This window comes from Paraburkholderia sp. Ac-20347 (genome assembly GCF_017104805.1).
GTDB lineage: Bacteria > Pseudomonadota > Gammaproteobacteria > Burkholderiales > Burkholderiaceae > Paraburkholderia > Paraburkholderia tropica.
Map to the genome: position 1 here is coordinate 23984 of NZ_JAAGPN010000052.1, position 16424 is coordinate 40407.

The window sequence follows — 16424 nt, forward strand, 5'->3', positions numbered from 1 at the left end:
CCGCTCTGGCCGGGGCGTAGCGTTGTGTACGCTTCTCTGCGAGCGCCTGCGACCTCTGCTAACCTTGGGGACGACCGGCGGCATGTCGCGAACTGCCTGCCGGGCCGTGAACATGACATTGTCATATCCAAGGGGGAATTATTTATGTATCGCAAAGCTGTTGCGAGTGCACTCGTTTTTTCGATGCTCGGTGTGTCCGCCGCTGCGTACGCTCAACCGCATCAGGATGGTGGTCCTGGCGGTCCCGGTGGTCAGGGCGGTCCGGGCGCGAGCCACGGCGCGCCGCATGGAGCGCCGCATGGCGCACCTCACGGCAACCAGGGACACGGAGCGCCGATGCACGACGCGTCGATTTCGCGTCCGGGCGGTCCGGTGCCGCATAACGACTGGCACAAGGGCGACCGCATTCCCTCGGAATACCGCGATCGCAATTACGTCGTCGACGACTGGCGCGGTCACGGCCTCTCCGCGCCGCCGCGCGGTTATCACTGGGTCGGCGTGAATGGCGACTATGTGCTCGCCGCCGTGGCGACCGGCGTGATCGCGAGCGTGCTGGCTTCGCCGCGCTAATGTATCGATGAGCGCGCTGCGTGAGTGCAGCGCGCGGTAGGGCGATTGAACCGTCGTCCGATCCGACGAGATTCCTGTGTCTGAACCAGCGGTGTGAAGCCTCAGGCGGACCTTGAGAATGCCCGGCCTTCGCTGCGCGTTGCGCATTCGCCGGGTGCAGGTCTATTGGACTTTCGCGTCTTCGCGTTTTGCTTCCGCCATCGCCTCCGGTTCCAGTTCTTCTGCGGATCGATTGAGGTGGACGAACACACCCCAGGCCGCAAGAAGCAAGGCAGTGGAAGCGATCAGCGCTGCCGCAAACCAGAGCTGCGACGGGTCCTGATGTAGTGCCTTGAACGTCGCCACGAGTCCTTCGATGGCAAGCGCGACGACGACAACTACAAGAAACCGGGACATGAAACGTCGTACCCGAGTCGGTCCGCTAACGTCCGCCTCGCGGATGACTTCCTCTTCCACGATCGTCTCGGCAATCTGGATTGCCACAACGGCTCCGGCCAGCAGTCCCAGCGCTTCAATGATGGATAGCGCACTTGCCTGGTCCCACTGATGACTGAACGCTGTCCATCCGGTGTGTGCGGCAATCGCAATCAACATCAGTGCCGCGCACGTGAAGAGAACCGCCATTAGCCCGTGGATCAGCGTGAAAAAGCGCCAAAGAGACTTCATTTGCGGCTCCCGATTGGTGGGGACAGGCGGTTGGTGGTTTCTTTAGCTGGTTCTTGCGAAGTGGTGGAGTAGTTTTCTTTGATGCTTGCTGGCAATCGTGGTCGGGAATGTCATCGGGTATGGTTGTATGTAGACACATACGTACCGGTTGCACTCCTTCGCTGCTGCACTATTCTGACTGTATTTATTGTGATTGCGATTTTTATGTTTGGTCTGGTGCTGGTTGGCGCGCAAGGTTGGAGCTATGCATGCATCGTGGGGGCGGGCGGCTGAGTACGACCCATAAGAGACAACGATCTTTCTACAAAGCGGCCATTAGACTCGGCGACGTTTGTGACTCAAAGCAGGAGCAGCAGCGCACCGAAGAAAAACAGCACACATCCTGTAGCAAACTGGGCTTGGAGAAAGCCGCGCCATCCTGGATAGCCATATGGCACCGGTTGGGAGTATCGGGTCGGGATAGGCAGGCGCAAAAGCCAAGTGCGCAAGGCGTGTGTGAGCGCGAGCACGCCCCCGGCCAAGATGAATAGCGAAAACGTCCGAGGCGAATCGAACGGAATCGGAATGTCAAATAGTTGCATCGCAATGGGCACAAGCGCGCCTAGTACCAAAAGTCCGCATAGCAAACGACAGAGTAGAGTGAGGCTCGTCTTGAACCAGATTGGGGCATTGCTCTTGCCTTGAGGTGGAGGCGTCCAGGTCATTATGTTTTGCGTATGGGGCCGAGCGTGGGGACAGGATTTGGCCGTGATTTGATTTAACCTCATCTCATGGTCCGTCGCCTGATTGTTTACGATTCCGTGATTCCCGTCGAGTGCTCAATTCTGGCCGACTGCTGACTTACACGTGGCGCGGGGGCGCGTGGCGCGCCGCGGCAACGGACACATCAATGCTTGGCCATGGGCAGCAAAAAAATGACCACTGCCACTATTTTGTCAGTGAGACGCATTGCTCCGCGAAAGTCTTTGCACGACTTCTCTGTTGTGCCGCTTTCCCGCACCAATACCGAGCTGCAGTTTTGTCTTTGGTCAAGCCTGACGTACCCAATGCGTAAGCCTCTCCAAGGCTCAGTTGTGCCATAGCGTCGCCCTGTTCGGCAGCCTTCCGCGTTTGTTCCACTTCTTTCCGATACCAGTACATAGCGCGCGCAGAATTCTGCTCCACACCAAGCCCAAACTGATAGTCAATGCCGAGTCGGCCTTCGGCAATCACATCCCCCATCTCGGCGCCTCTCCGATGCCACGCAGCCGCCTGTACCATATCTTTAGGAACGCCAAACAGACCTAATCTATATAATTCTCCAATTGATACCGCGCAGTGCCCGCTTCCGTGGTCAACAGCCTGTCTCATGAGAGTTAGCCCTCGCGTAACATCGTGGGGGGGCACGTCTCCAACCACGTATCCCAAGCCAATCGTACACTCGCCCTCCGCGAAACCTTGATCCGCAGCTCTCTGGTACCAGTACGTGGCGCGAATCCGGTCTTTGGGAGCGCCCCATCCGAAATCAAATAGTTCTCCCATACCCATTTCGGCTGCCGGGTTGCCTTGCTCCGCAAGCGGCCGCCAGATTGTTGCAGCCGTTGAATAGTCCGTTCGATCAAATGCCGCTCTCGCTTCCGCGAGTTTTCCTTCAGTCGTCGCATTAGAGCTTGGCCCTACGGCATTTGGAGAAGATTGAAGCGTTGGCGGCGAGGCTTGGCACGGCGTCAGCCATCCTATTGCGAAGAATACGGAAAAAGCGAACAATCCACGGCGCATCATGCGGGTCCCCTATCTCGTATAGGAATCGTGTTGGCAGATTGTTGACGAATTCAGCGGACATGTCGATTGTCCGCTCTTGGCCGACTACCGCCTCACCGGTTTCGCATATACCAAGTTAGCAGCAAAGTCGAGCAACGGGCCGGATGCATACGCAACCCACCACTCCCCCAGCCGCATAGCGCCCCCTCAAACACACTATCAAACCTCCACCGACCGCTCAATCCAGCGCTCGAACTCCTCATACATAGCAGATAACGATTCGTTGTTAGACGTAATCCTCTCACCCCCATGAACGATCGAAATCGTCGCATTCAGATCGTCCGGCTCCGCAGACGTCCCAGCTTGTTCACTCCGATCGAGTGCTTCCATAGCCAGCTTCCACACATCCCCGGACGAGCGATTGCATTCTGCCGCGAGATGCGACGGATTCAACGGCTCGCCCGTCATCGCGATCAACGTTTGATCAAGCGTCGCGCTATTTCCTGGCGACCAGCAATGTCTGGCGAGCAAACGACCGACCTGCGGATTGTCGACCATATATCCAAGCGTGCGCAGCAAGTACGCGCGGGTTTGGGCCGCAGCCATTTTCGCCAGCAGATAACCGTGATAGTAGACGGCGAGATCGTGATAGATCGGGTGAGGCGTTGCAAGCACGTAGCCGGTGTGTCCGGGAATTCCGAGAATGCGTTCCGTCACTGACCTGGCAAGATCGAGCACTGATTCAGCCGTGCGTTCGGTGTCGTCCATGTTGTAAAGAGCGCATTCGAAATACACGGGTATTAAATCGCGACGTTCGGTGTGCGCGAGCCAATCCTGACGAGTCTCCAGTCGTGCGCGGATCATCTCGTCGGGCATTGGAATTCCGGCAGCATTCTTTGCGTAGCGCTTCAACCAGCACGCATCGGTTGGAATAGCATCGAAAAATTTCGCCTGAGCCTCGAGTAGCGCCGGCGAACTTGGCGGAAATTCGTGGGAAAAGCAGGGGGAATTCCTTGTCACGTTCGCAAAATGCGCCGCGTGCCCGGCCTCGTGAAAAAGGACATTGAGCCCCTGCAGGCCTGCGCCCGTCTGTAAAGGCCGAGCCGTCGATGTAAAGCGAACATCGGCGGGAATTGGACCGAATGTATCGTCGTGATAAGCCGGTGTCGGTGCGATACAAAAGCCGGTTGGAAACTTGTCTTGCCGATCCAGCAAGTCGATTTCCAGACGAGCGCCACCATACGAAACTCCCATGCGCCGGAATGATTCAACCCAACGCTCCAGCGCTTTGCCGAATGGGAAATAGGCATCCTCTTGCCGTGTATTGTTGCCCGCAATTCTGTACGCTACATTTTGCGGCAGCAATGCACGATCGCCGTACTGCTGCAAGAGACGCATCAACGACTTTCGGTGTACGTCACGCGTACTCTGCTCGAATTGATCGAATACGGAAAACAACTGCTCGGGGCTCATGCCGCTGTTCGTCTTGAGCCGGTATTCGAAGAAATTGCGATATCCAAGTTCGCGTGCCAGCGCGTTGCGCTTCCCCACGATGCGGAGAAAACCGCTATCAACGACCCAACGCTCGAGTCCGTGGAGCGCGTTGTGCGAACTTTTTCGTGCGGGCTCGTCCGGGTTGTATGCAAGATTGCGCCTTAGCGCCGCTGCTGTTGCGTCCTCAAGTCGACCAGATGCACCGATGTGGGTCATCGTGTATGCCTGCCTTCTGGCGAAGAGTTCTGTGTCCAGGGCGGTTAGCTCAGACAGCATGCTCGTCGCGTGATCATTTCCAATCGCATTGGCTTCGAATACGTTGACCCATCCGCGCAAACCGCTGATGAGCGCATCGCGCTCCGGAGACGATTCCGTCGCAACAAGCCTCGAAAGATGCACTCGCGTTTCTGCCAAACGTGAAGCGTCGCCCGCATACAGTTTGCGACTCAGCGTCGCCGAGGCTAAGGCGTCATGGGCCGCGCTCTGGCCGGTATGGGTCAACCAGTAGAGCTCGCCTTCGGCTCGAAGAAGCTGCAGATAGTGTTGATTGAGTTCATCGAAGAAAGAGCGAGCGCGATCCATGACAGATGAAGTGGAGAATGTCGAGCGATGGCCGGCAGCCAGGCCGATTACGCTGAACTGATCGTAGCGTGACTTTCCTTCATTTGACTTGCAGTTGTTGTTGTGAGGCTAGAGGGAGTGCGCGGCCGCTATGCGCTGGTCACGTTCTGGGTGAACGCGCGCTATCGCGAGGCATTCGTCCTCCACCACTCACCGCACCGCTTGATCAGGTATGCGATAGATAACGGACAGATACTTGGGCGTCTCTTTGCGATCCGCGATCACCCCGCCGAGCGCTTCGGCGATGCGGCGGCTCGGATAATTTTGTTCCGCGACTGGGTACGTGAAGATCTTGATACCGAGTGCGTTGCCAGCCCATTTCGCCACTGCGCTCACCGCCTCGCGTCCGAAACCTCGCGCGTGAAGATCTTCACGAATCCAGATGCCCAATTCCGCGTCTGTTTGCCGAACATGATGAAGGCCCGTCAAGCCAACGAAACTGCCGCCGTCGCGTTGACGAATGGCGAATGTGAAATCCGTTCCTTCGGCGATAGTAGCAATCCAGGCCGGCCAGATCTGATCGAATACGGATCGGTCGGCGGGTGGCTCCCATGACATGAATCGCGTCAGTGCCGGCGTGATGCAGTCAAACGCGTCCTGAGCGTCGCTGGCGGCGAACGGTCGAATTGAAAGCCGAGGTGATTCGATATGGATATCGTCCGCGCGTAGCGTCATGCTTTTCCTCATGGTGTGCGGATATGCGTTGGATTGTCGGCTATCTAGGTATCGATGTCGATTGCGGCGCTCCCAGCCAGCCCCAACCCCACCCACCCCGCGATATATACTCCCCCAATCCCAAAATCCCGCACCACCCCCATGAGCCTTTCCGTCAAAAGCGTGCGTTACTTCATCGCGGTGGCGGAAGCCGAATCCGTGACGGGCGCCACGCAGACACTCAACATCTCGCAGTCGGTCATCACCGAAGCCATCAAAGGTCTCGAAAGCGAACTTGGCGCGCAGCTCTTTGTGCGTCACGCGCGCGGCATGGTGCTCACGCACGCGGGCCACCAGTTCCTGCGTCACGCGCATCAGATCCTCGCCGCCGTCCGCAACGCCCAGCAAGCGCTCTCCGCGCGCCCGGACACCAAGACCGGCCGCCTGAACGTCGGCGTCACGAGCCTGATGACGGGCTACTTTCTGCCGTATCTGCTGGACCACTACAAGCGCGTCTTTCCCAAAGTCGAAGTACAGGTCGTCGAAGATCAGCGCGATTACATCGAGCATCTGCTCGTCAACGGCGAGCTCGATGTCGCCGTGCTGATCGTTTCGAACGTGCAGAACAGTCAGGCCATCGAAACCGAATCGCTGATTAAAGCCGCGTGGCGTTTGTGGCTGCCCGCGAATCACGCGCTGCGCGGGCTCGGCAGCATCTCGCTTCAGGAGATCGCCAACGAAGGCATGATCATGCTGAAAGTGGACGAGCTGGAAGACAACACCACTGCGTTCTGGCGCGCGGCGGGGTTGCGGCCGAATACGGTGATGCGCACGGCGTCGGTGGAAGCGGTGCGGAGTCTGGTGGCCACCGGCGCAGGCCTGTCGATTCTTCCCGATGTGCTGTACCGCCCGTGGTCGCTCGATGGCGACCGGCTGGAGGTGCGCAAGATTCTCGGCGAGATGCCGACCGTCGATATCGGCATCGCCTGGCGGCGCAGCCTCACGCTGCCGGAGATGGTGCAGCACTTCCTCGTCGTGGCCCGCGAGTATTCGCGCACGCACAGCAAATCATCGATCTGAAATATCGATATCGTGCTCCGAGCGTTCGATTTAGCCAAAATTGACGCGATTTTTACGCACTCTCGTGCGGGTTTTTACGGAGTCCGTCCGCGACGGCGCCGCATCCGTAAAGGCCCGCCGGGCGGCGAATCCACGGCGCTGCGCCGGGTCTGAAAGCTCCGTGTCATACGGGCGAGCCTCGATTCCCAACCCGTTGCGCCGCCGCGTTCGAGCAGGTTTTCGTCGACTTTTACGGCGATAGCGTTCGGCATTCCCGATAGCTCGTATCTGGGTTTCGGCCTATCGGTCAAAAACGACCGCCTCCTAGAATAGCTCCGTCCATCATCGCATTGCCTCAAACCCTTTGCCCACGGGGCTTTCCGGTACGCCGCCCCGGGCCACAACCACGAGGAATCGGAGCATGTCGCACACCCCTTACATGGCTGCCGCCATTGCCCTTGCCGCGCTCGTCAACACGGGGCTCGCCAGCGCGGCCGGTCCGCTCACGCAGCTGGGCAAGCCGGAAGGCCAGGTCAACATCATCGCGTGGCCGGGTTACATCGAGCGCGGCGACACCGACAAGAAGTACGACTGGGTCACCGGTTTCGAGAAGGAGTCGGGCTGCAAGGTGAACGTGAAGACGGCGGCGACTTCCGACGAAATGGTCTCGCTGATGAACCAGGGCGGCTACGACCTCGTCACCGCGTCGGGCGATGCGAGCCTGCGGCTCGTCTACGGCAAGAAGGTGCAGCCGATCAACACGGCGCTGATTCCCGCCTGGAACACGATCGAGCCGCGGCTGCAGAACGCGCCGTGGTACACGGTCAACGGTGTGCATTACGGCGTGCCGTATCAGTGGGGCGCGAATTTCCTCGCGTACAACACGAAGATTTTCCCGAAGGCGCCCACGTCGTGGTCGGTCGTCTTCGAGCAGCAGACGCTGCCCGACGGCAAGAGCAACAAGGGCCGCGTGCAGGCCTATAACGGCGCGATCTATGTGGCCGACGCCGCTGTCTATCTGATGCACAAGAATCCCGCGCTCGGCATCAAGGACCCGTACGAGCTGAACGAAGCGCAATACGCCGAAGTGCTCAAGGTGCTGCGCGCGCAAAAGCCGCTGGTGCATCGCTACTGGCACGACGTCACGGTGCAGATGAACGACTTCAAGAATGAGGGCGTGGCCGTGTCGAGCGCGTGGGGTTATGCGGTGAACTCGCTGCAAGCCGAGAAATTCCCGATCGCCGCGACGATCCCGCAAGAAGGCGCGACGGGCTGGGCCGACACGACGATGATGCACGCGGACGCGCCGCATCCGGTCTGCGCCTACAAGTGGATGAACTGGTCGCTGAACCGCAAATTGCAGGCCGATCTGGCCGAATGGTTCGGTTCGAATCCGGTGATTCAGGGCGGTTGTCAGCAGGCGGCGGTGGGCGGCTCGAACTTCTGCGCGGCAAACGGCTATGACCGCTTCGATCAGATTCACTTCTGGAAGACGCCGGTCGCCAATTGCGGTTCGCAGGGCAAGTGCGTGCCGTACAGCCGCTGGACCCAGGATTTCATCTCGATCATGGGTGGTCGATAGAGCCACGGGCGCGTCTTCAGTCGCGCCCGCATCGCTCCGCATCACGGCATCGCAAGCAGAAGAATGCAGCCGCAACCGGCAGGAAACATCATGAATAGCGCAGTCGAATTCTCCAGGGTTTCGCGTCACTACGACGGCGTGCGCGCCGTGGATGACGTTTCGCTCGTCGTCCACGACGGCGAATTCTTCTCGATGCTCGGACCGTCGGGGTCGGGCAAGACGACCTGCCTGCGTCTGATCGCGGGCTTCGAGCAGCCGAGCGCGGGCCGCGTCGTCCTGCATGGCCGTGACGCGACCGGCCTGCCGCCGTATCAGCGCGACGTGAACACCGTGTTTCAGGACTACGCGCTGTTCCCGCACATGAATATTCGCGACAACGTGGCCTACGGGCTGCTGGTGAGCGGCGTCGATAAACGCACGCGTCATCGTCAGGCGGAAGAGGCGCTCGAACTCGTCGCGCTCGGCGGCTATGGCGCGCGCCGACCCGGCCAGTTGTCGGGCGGCCAGCGGCAGCGCGTGGCGTTGGCGCGCGCGCTGGTGCGGCGTCCGCGCATCCTGTTGCTCGACGAGCCGCTCGGCGCGCTCGATCTCAAGCTGCGCGAGCAGATGCAGATTGAACTCAAGAGCTTGCAGCGCAAGCTCGGCGTGACCTTCATCTACGTCACGCACGATCAGGGCGAGGCGCTGTCGATGTCGGATCGCGTCGCCGTGTTCAACAAAGGCCGCATCGAGCAGGTGGATACGCCGCGCAATCTCTACACGCGCCCGGCCACGCCCTTCGTCGCCGATTTCGTGGGCACCTCGAACGTGATCGCCGACGCGGCCTCGCTGCAACGCCTCGGCGCACTTCAGCCGTTTGCGATTCGCCCCGAGCACATTCGTTTCGGCGGCGCATCGCCCGCAAACGCGGACGACGTGCAACTGCCCGGCACGCTGATCGACATCCAGTACTACGGCGCGACGAGCCGCTTCGAGGTGCGTTCGGATGCGGGCCAGCGCCTCGCCGTGACGATCGCGAATCAGGACGATGCGACGACGGCGCTGCCCGCAGTCGGCGACGCCGTCACGCTCGCCTGGGCGCGCCGCGCGATGGTGACGCTGGAGCCGCGGGGGTGAGCATGACCACGACATCGAACGCGGCCGTCACGCGCGCCGTCCCGCCACGCGACGGCCTGGTGCGCCGTGCGAGCGGCTTCCTGCATCGCCACGCGAATCTGTATTTGTTGCTGTTGCTGCTGCCGCCGCTGCTGTGGTTCGGCGTGGTCTATCTGGGCTCGCTGTTCGCGCTGCTGCTGCAAAGCGTCTGGCGCTTCGACGACTTCACGATGGCCGTGAGCCCCGACTTCACGCTCGCGAACTATGTGGCGCTGATCCGCGACCCCGCGAATCTCGACGTGGTGTTGCGCACGACCGGCATGGCCTGCTGCGTGACGATCGCGAGCGCGCTGCTCGCGTTTCCGGTCGCGTACTACATGGCGCGCTACGCAAAGGGCTGGAAAAAAGGCCTGTTTTACGTGGCGGTGATGCTGCCGATGTGGGCCAGCTATATCGTCAAGGTCTACGCGTGGACCGTGATTCTCGCGCAAGGCGGCGTGCTCTACTGGATCATCGACACGCTGCATCTGCGCGCCGCGCTCGATGCGCTGCTGCGCGTGCCCGTGATCGGCGGCGACTCGCTTTCCACCTCGAACATCGGCCGCTTCCTCGTCTTCACGTATATCTGGCTGCCGTTCATGATCCTGCCGATCCAGGCCGCCATCGAGCGCATTCCGGCCAATCTGCTGCAGGCGTCCGCCGACCTCGGCGCGCATCCGCGTCAGACGTTCCGCACGGTGATCCTGCCGCTCGCGTTTCCCGGCATCGCGGCGGGCTCGATCTTCACGTTTTCGCTCACGCTGGGCGACTACATCATTCCGCAACTGGTGGGACCGAGCGGCCTCTTCATCGGCACCATGGTCTACACGATGCAAGGCTCGATCGGCAACGTGCCGATGGCCGCCGCCTTCACGGTCGTGCCGATGCTGCTGATCGGCGTGTATCTCGCCGTCGCCAAACGCCTGGGAGCCTTCGATGCACTCTGACGCTCAACCCTCGCGCCTGTTGCGCTGCGCCGCGTGGGGCGGCCTCGCGTTCCTGCATCTGCCGATTCTCGTGGTCGCGCTCTACGCGTTCAACACCGAAACCAGCGCGTTCAGCTTCCCGCTCAAGGGCTTCACGCTGCACTGGTTCACCGAAGCCTTCGCACGCGACGATATGCTCGCGGCCGCGTGGCTCTCGGTGAAAGTGGCGGCGCTCGCGACGCTGCTCGCCGTGCTGCTCGGCACGGCGGCGGCGGGCGCACTGTACCGTCGCAACTTCTTCGGCAAGGAAGCGATTACGTTCGCGCTGATTTTGCCGATCGCGCTGCCCGGCATCATCACCGGCATCGCACTGCTGTCCGCGTTCAAGACCGCGAATCTCGACCTGGGCTTCTGGACCATCGCGGTCGGGCACGGCACCTTCTGCGTGGTGATGGTCTACAACAACGTGGTCGCGCGGATGCGGCGCATGCCCGCGAGCCTCGTGGAAGCGTCGATGGATCTGGGCGCGGACGGCTGGCAGACCTTCCGTTACGTCGTGCTGCCGCAGATCGCCACGGCGCTGCTGGCGGGCGCGATCCTCGCGTTCGCGCTGAGCTTCGACGAGATCATCGTCACCACGTTTACGGCGGGGCAGGAGCGCACGCTGCCGATCTGGCTGCTGAACCAGCTCTCGCGGCCGCGCGACGTCCCCGTGACCAACGTGGTCGCGCTGATGGTGATGACCATCACGATGATTGCGATTCTGGGCGCGTGGTATCTGACGCGCGACACCGAAAGCACCGCAGGCAGCAGCCGCTGAACAGCGCGCGGCCATCGCGGACAAGACCGACACTCAAGAGCGTGGGCTCAACGAAGAGAGAGCAAATGGAAAAATCGATGCAAACGAACCTGCTGATCGGCGGTGAATTCGTGCCGGGCCACGGCAGCAAGGAAAACATCTTCAATCCGTCGACGGGCGAAGTGATCGCGCTCGTGGCCGAGGCGTCGCTCGAACAGGTGCAGGCAGCCACGGCCGCCGCGAGCCGCGCGTGGCCCGCGTGGGCGCGCAGCACGCCGAAAGATCGTGCCACGCTGCTGCTCAAGCTCGCCGACGCCATCGAATCGCGCGCCACCGAATTCGCGCGGCTCGAATCGCTCAATTGCGGCAAGCCGTATCTGGGCGCGCTCAACGACGAAATCCCCGCGGTCGCCGACGTGTTCCGCTTCTTCGCGGGCGCGTGCCGCACGCAGCACGGCCCGGTCGCGGGCGAATACCTCGCGGGCCACACGAGCATGATCCGCCGCGATTCGCTGGGCGTGATCGCCTCGATCGCGCCGTGGAACTATCCGCTGATGATGGCGGCGTGGAAGCTCGCGCCCGCCGTGGCGGCGGGCAACACGGTCGTGCTCAAGCCGTCCGAGCAGACGCCGCTCACCACGCTCAAGCTCGCCGAGCTGATCGCGGCGATCTTTCCGGCGGGCGTCATCAACGTGGTGACCGGGCGCGGCGACACCGTGGGCGCGCCGCTCATCACGCAGCCGCAGGTGCGCATGATTTCGATCACCGGCGATGTCTCGACGGGCCAGCGCATTCTCGAAGCGGCGTCGCGCACGGTGAAGCGCACGCACCTGGAACTGGGCGGCAAGGCGCCCGTGATCGTGTTCGACGACGCCGATCTCGATGAAGTGGTGGCCGGTCTGCGCACCTTCGGCTACTACAACGCGGGACAGGACTGCACGGCCGCGTGCCGCGTCTACGCGGAAGACAAGATCTACGATCGCCTCGTTGCCGATCTGTCGAGCGCCGTGAGCTCGATCCGCTACGGCGAGCAGCATCTCGAAGGCGTGGAGATGGGACCGCTGATTTCCGAGCGCCAGCGCGGACGCGTGGCGAGTTTCGTCGAGCGCGCGGCGAGCCAGAAGCACATCGAGATCACGACGGGCGGCAAGCTCGCCGACGGTCGCGGCTTCTTCTACGAGCCGACCGTGGTGGCGGGTGCGCGTCAGGACGACGAGATCGTGCGCCGCGAAGTGTTCGGGCCGGTGGTGTCGGTCACGCGTTTCAACGGCGCGGAGCAGGCGATCGACTGGGCCAACGATTCGGACTTCGGCCTCGCGAGTTCGGTCTGGACCCGCGACGTCAACAAAGCCTTCAAGGTGGCCGCCGAATTGCAATACGGCTGCACGTGGATCAACACGCACTTCACGCTCGTGAGCGAGATGCCGCACGGCGGCATGAAGCGGTCGGGCTACGGCAAGGACATGTCGGTGTTCGCGCTGGAAGAGTACACGTGCGCGCGCCACATCATGGCGAAGTTCCCCTGAAGCAAACGGCCCGCTGCGGCGGGCCGCTCTCGCTGAACGATCGCACTGTAAACAGGCAGTCCGCAGCACCCGGCGACGCGCAAGTCGTCGCCGCGCAAGAAGAATAAGCACAACCAACTAAAACACGCACGACAACACACCGGCAACGCAGGCAAACCGGCGCGCGCGCCAGACGCACGCGGGCCGACCCGACCAGGAGATCAGGATGGAACCCACCCCGAAGACGGATGCGGCGGATCACGACGCCAGCATTCTCGGCAGCATGGGCTATACGCAGGAACTCATGCGGCGCATGAGCGGTTTTTCGAATTTCGCCATTTCGTTCGCGATCATCTGCATTCTCGCGGGTGGCATTACGGCGTTTCCGCAGGGACTGAGCGCGAGCGGCGGCGCGTCCATCGGCATCGGCTGGCCGGTCGGCGCGCTGTTCGCGCTGGTGGTGGCGCTTTCGATGGCGCAGATCGCTTCGGCGTATCCCACGGCGGGCGGGCTCTATCACTGGAGTTCGATTCTCGGCAACAAGGGCTGGGGCTGGGCCACGGCCTGGTTCAATCTGCTCGGGCTGATCTTCGTGGTCGCCTCGGTGAACTTCGGCGTCTACGATCCGTTCTTCAAGACCTTTATCGCGCCGCTGTTCCATATCGATCCGGACAAGCTCACGTTCGCGCATCAAACCGCGTTCATCGTGATCGTGACGATGACGCAGGCGCTGCTCAATCACTATCGCGTGCATCTGACCACGCGTCTCACGGATCTCTCGGGTTATCTGATCCTCGCGATTGCCGTGGTGCTCACGCTCGGTCTGCTGGTGTCGGCGCACGGTCCGCTGGACTTCTCGCGCCTCGTCACGTTCCGCAACTTCACGGGCTTCGAGGGCGGCGCGTGGCCGCATCAAGGCGCGGTGGCGGCGTTCCTCTCGGGCCTGCTGCTGACGATCTACACGATCGTGGGTTTCGATGCGTCCGCGCATACCTCGGAGGAAACCCACGACGCGCCGCGCAACGTGCCGCGCGGCATGCTGCGCGCGGTGCAGTGGTCGAGCCTGTTCGGTTATGTGATGGTCTGCACCTTCCTGCTCGTGCTTCCCGACCTCGAAGGCGGCGTGAAGGCGGGCAGCGGCTTTTTCACGATCCTGCTGGGGACGTTGCCGGGCTGGCTGAGCGTGCCGCTGGGCGTGGGCATTTTCCTCGCGAATTATCTGTGCGGGCTGGCCTGCCTGACGTCGTGCTCGCGCATGACCTATGCGTTTGCGCGTGACGGCGGTTTGCCGGCGTCGGCGTGGCTCAAGAAGGTGAATGATTACGGCACGCCGGGCGCGGCCATCTGGGTGTGCTCGGCGCTCGCCATCGCGGTGACACTCTACGGCGACGCCTTCGCCGTGCTCTCGACGGGCAGCGCGGTGTTCCTCTACGTCTCCTATGTCATGCCGATCGCGGCGGGCCTGAACGCCGAAGGCCGCACGTGGACGCGTAAAGGGCCGTTCAATCTGGGCAAGTGGTCGAAGCCGGTGGCGCTGCTGGCCGTGCTGGGTGGCTCCGTGCTGGTGTACGTGGGTTGCCAGCCGCCGAACGAAAAAGTGCTTTACGTGAGCCTCGGATTGATCGGCGTGATGCTGCTGCTGTGGTTCGGGCTGGGCGTGCGCAACCGCTTTGCCGGTCCGCCCGACGTGCGCGGCGCGAGCACGACGCCGGAAGCCGTCACGACATTCTGACGATGTGATGCGGCGCGCGGTCTGACTCGCGCCGCTCGAAAAATTCGTTATTCGCCTGAAAATAATCAGGAATCCAGATAAGTTTCTATAACGACAAAACCACCACCCATGAAAAAACACACCATAGCGCGCGCCAGCGCCATTCTCGCGACGGCCTTGCTCGGCGCCACGGCGGCGCACGCGCAGAGCAGCGTGACGCTGTACGGCGCCATCGACGAAGGCGTGAACTTCACCTCCAACGCGGCGGGCCATCATGCCTTCGCGATGGTCAGCGGCGACAGCCAGGAATCGATGTGGGGCCTCAAGGGCGTCGAGGATCTGGGCGGCGGACTGAGCGCGGTCTTCACGCTCGAAAACGGCTTCAATGCTTCGACGGGCGCGGCGAATCAGGGCGGCCGTCTGTTCGGTCGTCAGGCATTCGTGGGCCTCGCCTCGCAGCAGGCGGGCACGCTCACGCTCGGCCGCCAGTACGACGTCACCGTCGATCTGTGGAGCCCGTTCACGGCGGCGGGCAGCACCATCGGCGACCTGGCCGCGCATCCGTTCGACAACGACAACGCCGACTACGACACGCGGGTGAACAACGCGGTCAAGTATCTGTCGCCGGTCTTCGGCGGCGCGCAGGTCGAAGCGGCCTACGGCTTCAGCAACTCGACGGGCTTCGCCGACAACCGCAACTACAGCGCGGGCGTGACGTGGTCGGCCGGTTCGCTGAGCGCGGCGGCAACCTATATGCGCACCAACAACGGTGGCACGACGGCGGCGGGCGCGCTGGGCAGCGACGCGGTGTTCACGGCGTCGTCGCAGCAGAACATCAACGCGGGCGTCAAATGGACCTTCTCCGACGGCTCGAACGTGGGCTTCGCGTATTCGCACGTCGATGTCGACGATCCGACCGCGAACGCCTATGTGAGCGACATCGGCGGCAATGCCTGGAAGTCGTGGAAATTCGATAACTTCGAACTGAACGGCCAGTACTTCATCCAGCCCGATCTCTCGCTGGCGGGCGCGGTCACGTACACGCACGGCTCGTTCAAGGAGACGCAGGCGAGCACCAGCCCGTACTGGCTGCAATGCGCGCTCGCGCTCAGCTACAGCCTGAGCAAGCGCACCTCGGTGTACACGCAGGGCGCGTGGCAGCACACCAACGGCAGCACGGGAACCGATCTGGACGCGGCGCATATCGTCGGGTCCGCCGATCTGTCGTCGAGCGGCAACCAGATGGTCTGGCGCGTGGGTCTGCTGCACAAGTTCTGAAGCCGCGCAGGCGCAGGCGCGCTCGCCGGGGCCGCACTATACTGCTGGCCTTTGCACCGCTCGTCCGCGCCCATGCCGCCCGCCGCTTCGTCAGGCCGTTCACGCAACGCGCCGCTTTCGTCGCCCGCTTCAAACTCGCCCGCGCGGAGCACGAATCCCGCCGATTATCAGCGCGCGCCCGGTCCCGCCTCGGTGCTCGCGAAGGAATACGCGGACGGCTTCGAGGTCGGCGAGCATCGTCACGCACGCGCGCAACTGATCTACGCGACGCGCGGCGTGCTCGAAGTGACGGTCGCGCACACGCTCTGGCTCGTGCCGCCGCAACGCGCGCTCTGGATGCCCGCCGACACGCCGCACGCCATGCGCGCGCGCGGCGCGGTCTCGCTGCGCAGCCCGTATATCCGCGACGGACATTGCCCGCCTGGTTTTCCGTCGACGCCGCACGCCGTCAACGTCACGCCCTTGCTGCGCGAATTGATCGTGCGAGCCGCATCGATTCCCGTCGACGACGAACCCACGGGCCGCGACGCGCTGGTCATCGCGCATCTGCTCGCGGAAATCGACTGGGTGCCGGGCCATCCGCTGCGTATGCCCGCGGGCGGCGACCGCCGTCTCAAGCACATCTGCGGCGCGATTCTCCGCGAGAAAGGAGAGAAGCGCAAGATCGACGCCTGGGCCGCCGAGG

At 62.4% G+C, this 16424-nt stretch carries 13 protein-coding genes; 10 read left to right on the forward strand and 3 right to left on the reverse strand.

Annotated elements, in window-relative coordinates; genetic code table 11:
• The first annotated feature begins 144 nt into the window (after positions 1-144).
• Positions 145-570 carry an RcnB family protein gene (locus G3N97_RS12980; protein WP_205993566.1) on the forward strand — a complete coding sequence of 142 codons (426 nt, stop codon included), beginning with the start codon at positions 145-147 and terminating at the stop codon, positions 568-570.
• Between the two features lie 162 nt (positions 571-732).
• Here G3N97_RS12980 and G3N97_RS12985 read toward each other — a convergent pair whose 3' ends face one another.
• From G3N97_RS12985 to G3N97_RS13000, 3 genes are all read right to left on the reverse strand, one after another.
• Positions 733-1236, reverse strand: coding sequence for a hypothetical protein (locus G3N97_RS12985; protein ID WP_205993567.1), 504 nt, complete (start codon positions 1234-1236; stop codon positions 733-735).
• A gap of 1959 nt (positions 1237-3195) precedes the next feature.
• Positions 3196-5052: a M3 family metallopeptidase gene (locus G3N97_RS12995; protein WP_205993569.1), complete on the reverse strand. Its 1857-nt coding sequence runs from the start codon at positions 5050-5052 to the stop codon at positions 3196-3198.
• Positions 5053-5241: 189 nt separating this feature from the next.
• Positions 5242-5766: a GNAT family N-acetyltransferase gene (locus G3N97_RS13000; RefSeq protein ID WP_205993570.1), complete on the reverse strand. Its 525-nt coding sequence runs from the start codon at positions 5764-5766 to the stop codon at positions 5242-5244.
• A 141-nt stretch (positions 5767-5907) separates the two neighbouring features.
• Here G3N97_RS13000 and G3N97_RS13005 point away from each other — a divergent pair, with 141 nt between their 5' ends.
• The 9 genes from G3N97_RS13005 to G3N97_RS13045 all read left to right on the forward strand — a co-directional run.
• The gene (locus tag G3N97_RS13005; RefSeq protein ID WP_065060972.1) at positions 5908-6825 is read left to right on the forward strand and encodes a LysR family transcriptional regulator; all 918 of its coding nucleotides are present in this window, start codon (positions 5908-5910) and stop codon (positions 6823-6825) included.
• A gap of 400 nt (positions 6826-7225) precedes the next feature.
• Complete coding sequence (locus G3N97_RS13010; protein ID WP_241030555.1) at positions 7226-8386, forward strand: ABC transporter substrate-binding protein; 1161 nt, start codon at positions 7226-7228, stop codon at positions 8384-8386.
• A 90-nt stretch (positions 8387-8476) separates the two neighbouring features.
• On the forward strand, positions 8477-9502 hold the full coding sequence (locus tag G3N97_RS13015) for an ABC transporter ATP-binding protein (protein WP_205993571.1): 1026 nt from the start codon (positions 8477-8479) through the stop codon (positions 9500-9502).
• Between the two features lie 2 nt (positions 9503-9504).
• On the forward strand, positions 9505-10467 hold the full coding sequence (locus G3N97_RS13020) for an ABC transporter permease (protein ID WP_241030556.1): 963 nt from the start codon (positions 9505-9507) through the stop codon (positions 10465-10467).
• Positions 10457-11266, forward strand: coding sequence for an ABC transporter permease (locus tag G3N97_RS13025; protein ID WP_205993572.1), 810 nt, complete (start codon positions 10457-10459; stop codon positions 11264-11266). The genes G3N97_RS13020 and G3N97_RS13025 overlap by 11 nt, the downstream gene beginning before the upstream one ends.
• 77 nt (positions 11267-11343) lie before the next feature.
• Entirely contained in the window at positions 11344-12771 is a 1428-nt protein-coding gene (locus G3N97_RS13030) for a gamma-aminobutyraldehyde dehydrogenase (protein ID WP_110327331.1), read from the forward strand.
• A 205-nt stretch (positions 12772-12976) separates the two neighbouring features.
• The gene (locus tag G3N97_RS13035) at positions 12977-14482 is read left to right on the forward strand and encodes an amino acid permease (RefSeq protein ID WP_205993573.1); all 1506 of its coding nucleotides are present in this window, start codon (positions 12977-12979) and stop codon (positions 14480-14482) included.
• Positions 14483-14590: 108 nt separating this feature from the next.
• Positions 14591-15739 carry a porin gene (locus G3N97_RS13040; RefSeq protein WP_205993574.1) on the forward strand — a complete coding sequence of 383 codons (1149 nt, stop codon included), beginning with the start codon at positions 14591-14593 and terminating at the stop codon, positions 15737-15739.
• A 72-nt stretch (positions 15740-15811) separates the two neighbouring features.
• The coding region (locus G3N97_RS13045; RefSeq protein ID WP_205993575.1) for an AraC family ligand binding domain-containing protein at positions 15812-16424 on the forward strand (613 nt) is incomplete at its 3' end.

Bases quoted from the DNA above. Each gene is read 5' to 3' on its own strand.
- G3N97_RS12980 (WP_205993566.1), top strand. From the start codon at position 145: ATGTATCGCAAAGCTGTTGCGAGTGCACTCGTTTTTTCGATGCTCGGT.
- G3N97_RS12985 (WP_205993567.1), bottom strand. From the start codon at position 1,236: ATGAAGTCTCTTTGGCGCTTTTTCACGCTGATCCACGGGCTAATGGCG.
- G3N97_RS12995 (WP_205993569.1), bottom strand. From the start codon at position 5,052: ATGGATCGCGCTCGCTCTTTCTTCGATGAACTCAATCAACACTATCTG.
- G3N97_RS13000 (WP_205993570.1), bottom strand. From the start codon at position 5,766: ATGACGCTACGCGCGGACGATATCCATATCGAATCACCTCGGCTTTCA.
- G3N97_RS13005 (WP_065060972.1), top strand. From the start codon at position 5,908: ATGAGCCTTTCCGTCAAAAGCGTGCGTTACTTCATCGCGGTGGCGGAA.
- G3N97_RS13010 (WP_241030555.1), top strand. From the start codon at position 7,226: ATGTCGCACACCCCTTACATGGCTGCCGCCATTGCCCTTGCCGCGCTC.
- G3N97_RS13015 (WP_205993571.1), top strand. From the start codon at position 8,477: ATGAATAGCGCAGTCGAATTCTCCAGGGTTTCGCGTCACTACGACGGC.
- G3N97_RS13020 (WP_241030556.1), top strand. From the start codon at position 9,505: ATGACCACGACATCGAACGCGGCCGTCACGCGCGCCGTCCCGCCACGC.
- G3N97_RS13025 (WP_205993572.1), top strand. From the start codon at position 10,457: ATGCACTCTGACGCTCAACCCTCGCGCCTGTTGCGCTGCGCCGCGTGG.
- G3N97_RS13030 (WP_110327331.1), top strand. From the start codon at position 11,344: ATGCAAACGAACCTGCTGATCGGCGGTGAATTCGTGCCGGGCCACGGC.
- G3N97_RS13035 (WP_205993573.1), top strand. From the start codon at position 12,977: ATGGAACCCACCCCGAAGACGGATGCGGCGGATCACGACGCCAGCATT.
- G3N97_RS13040 (WP_205993574.1), top strand. From the start codon at position 14,591: ATGAAAAAACACACCATAGCGCGCGCCAGCGCCATTCTCGCGACGGCC.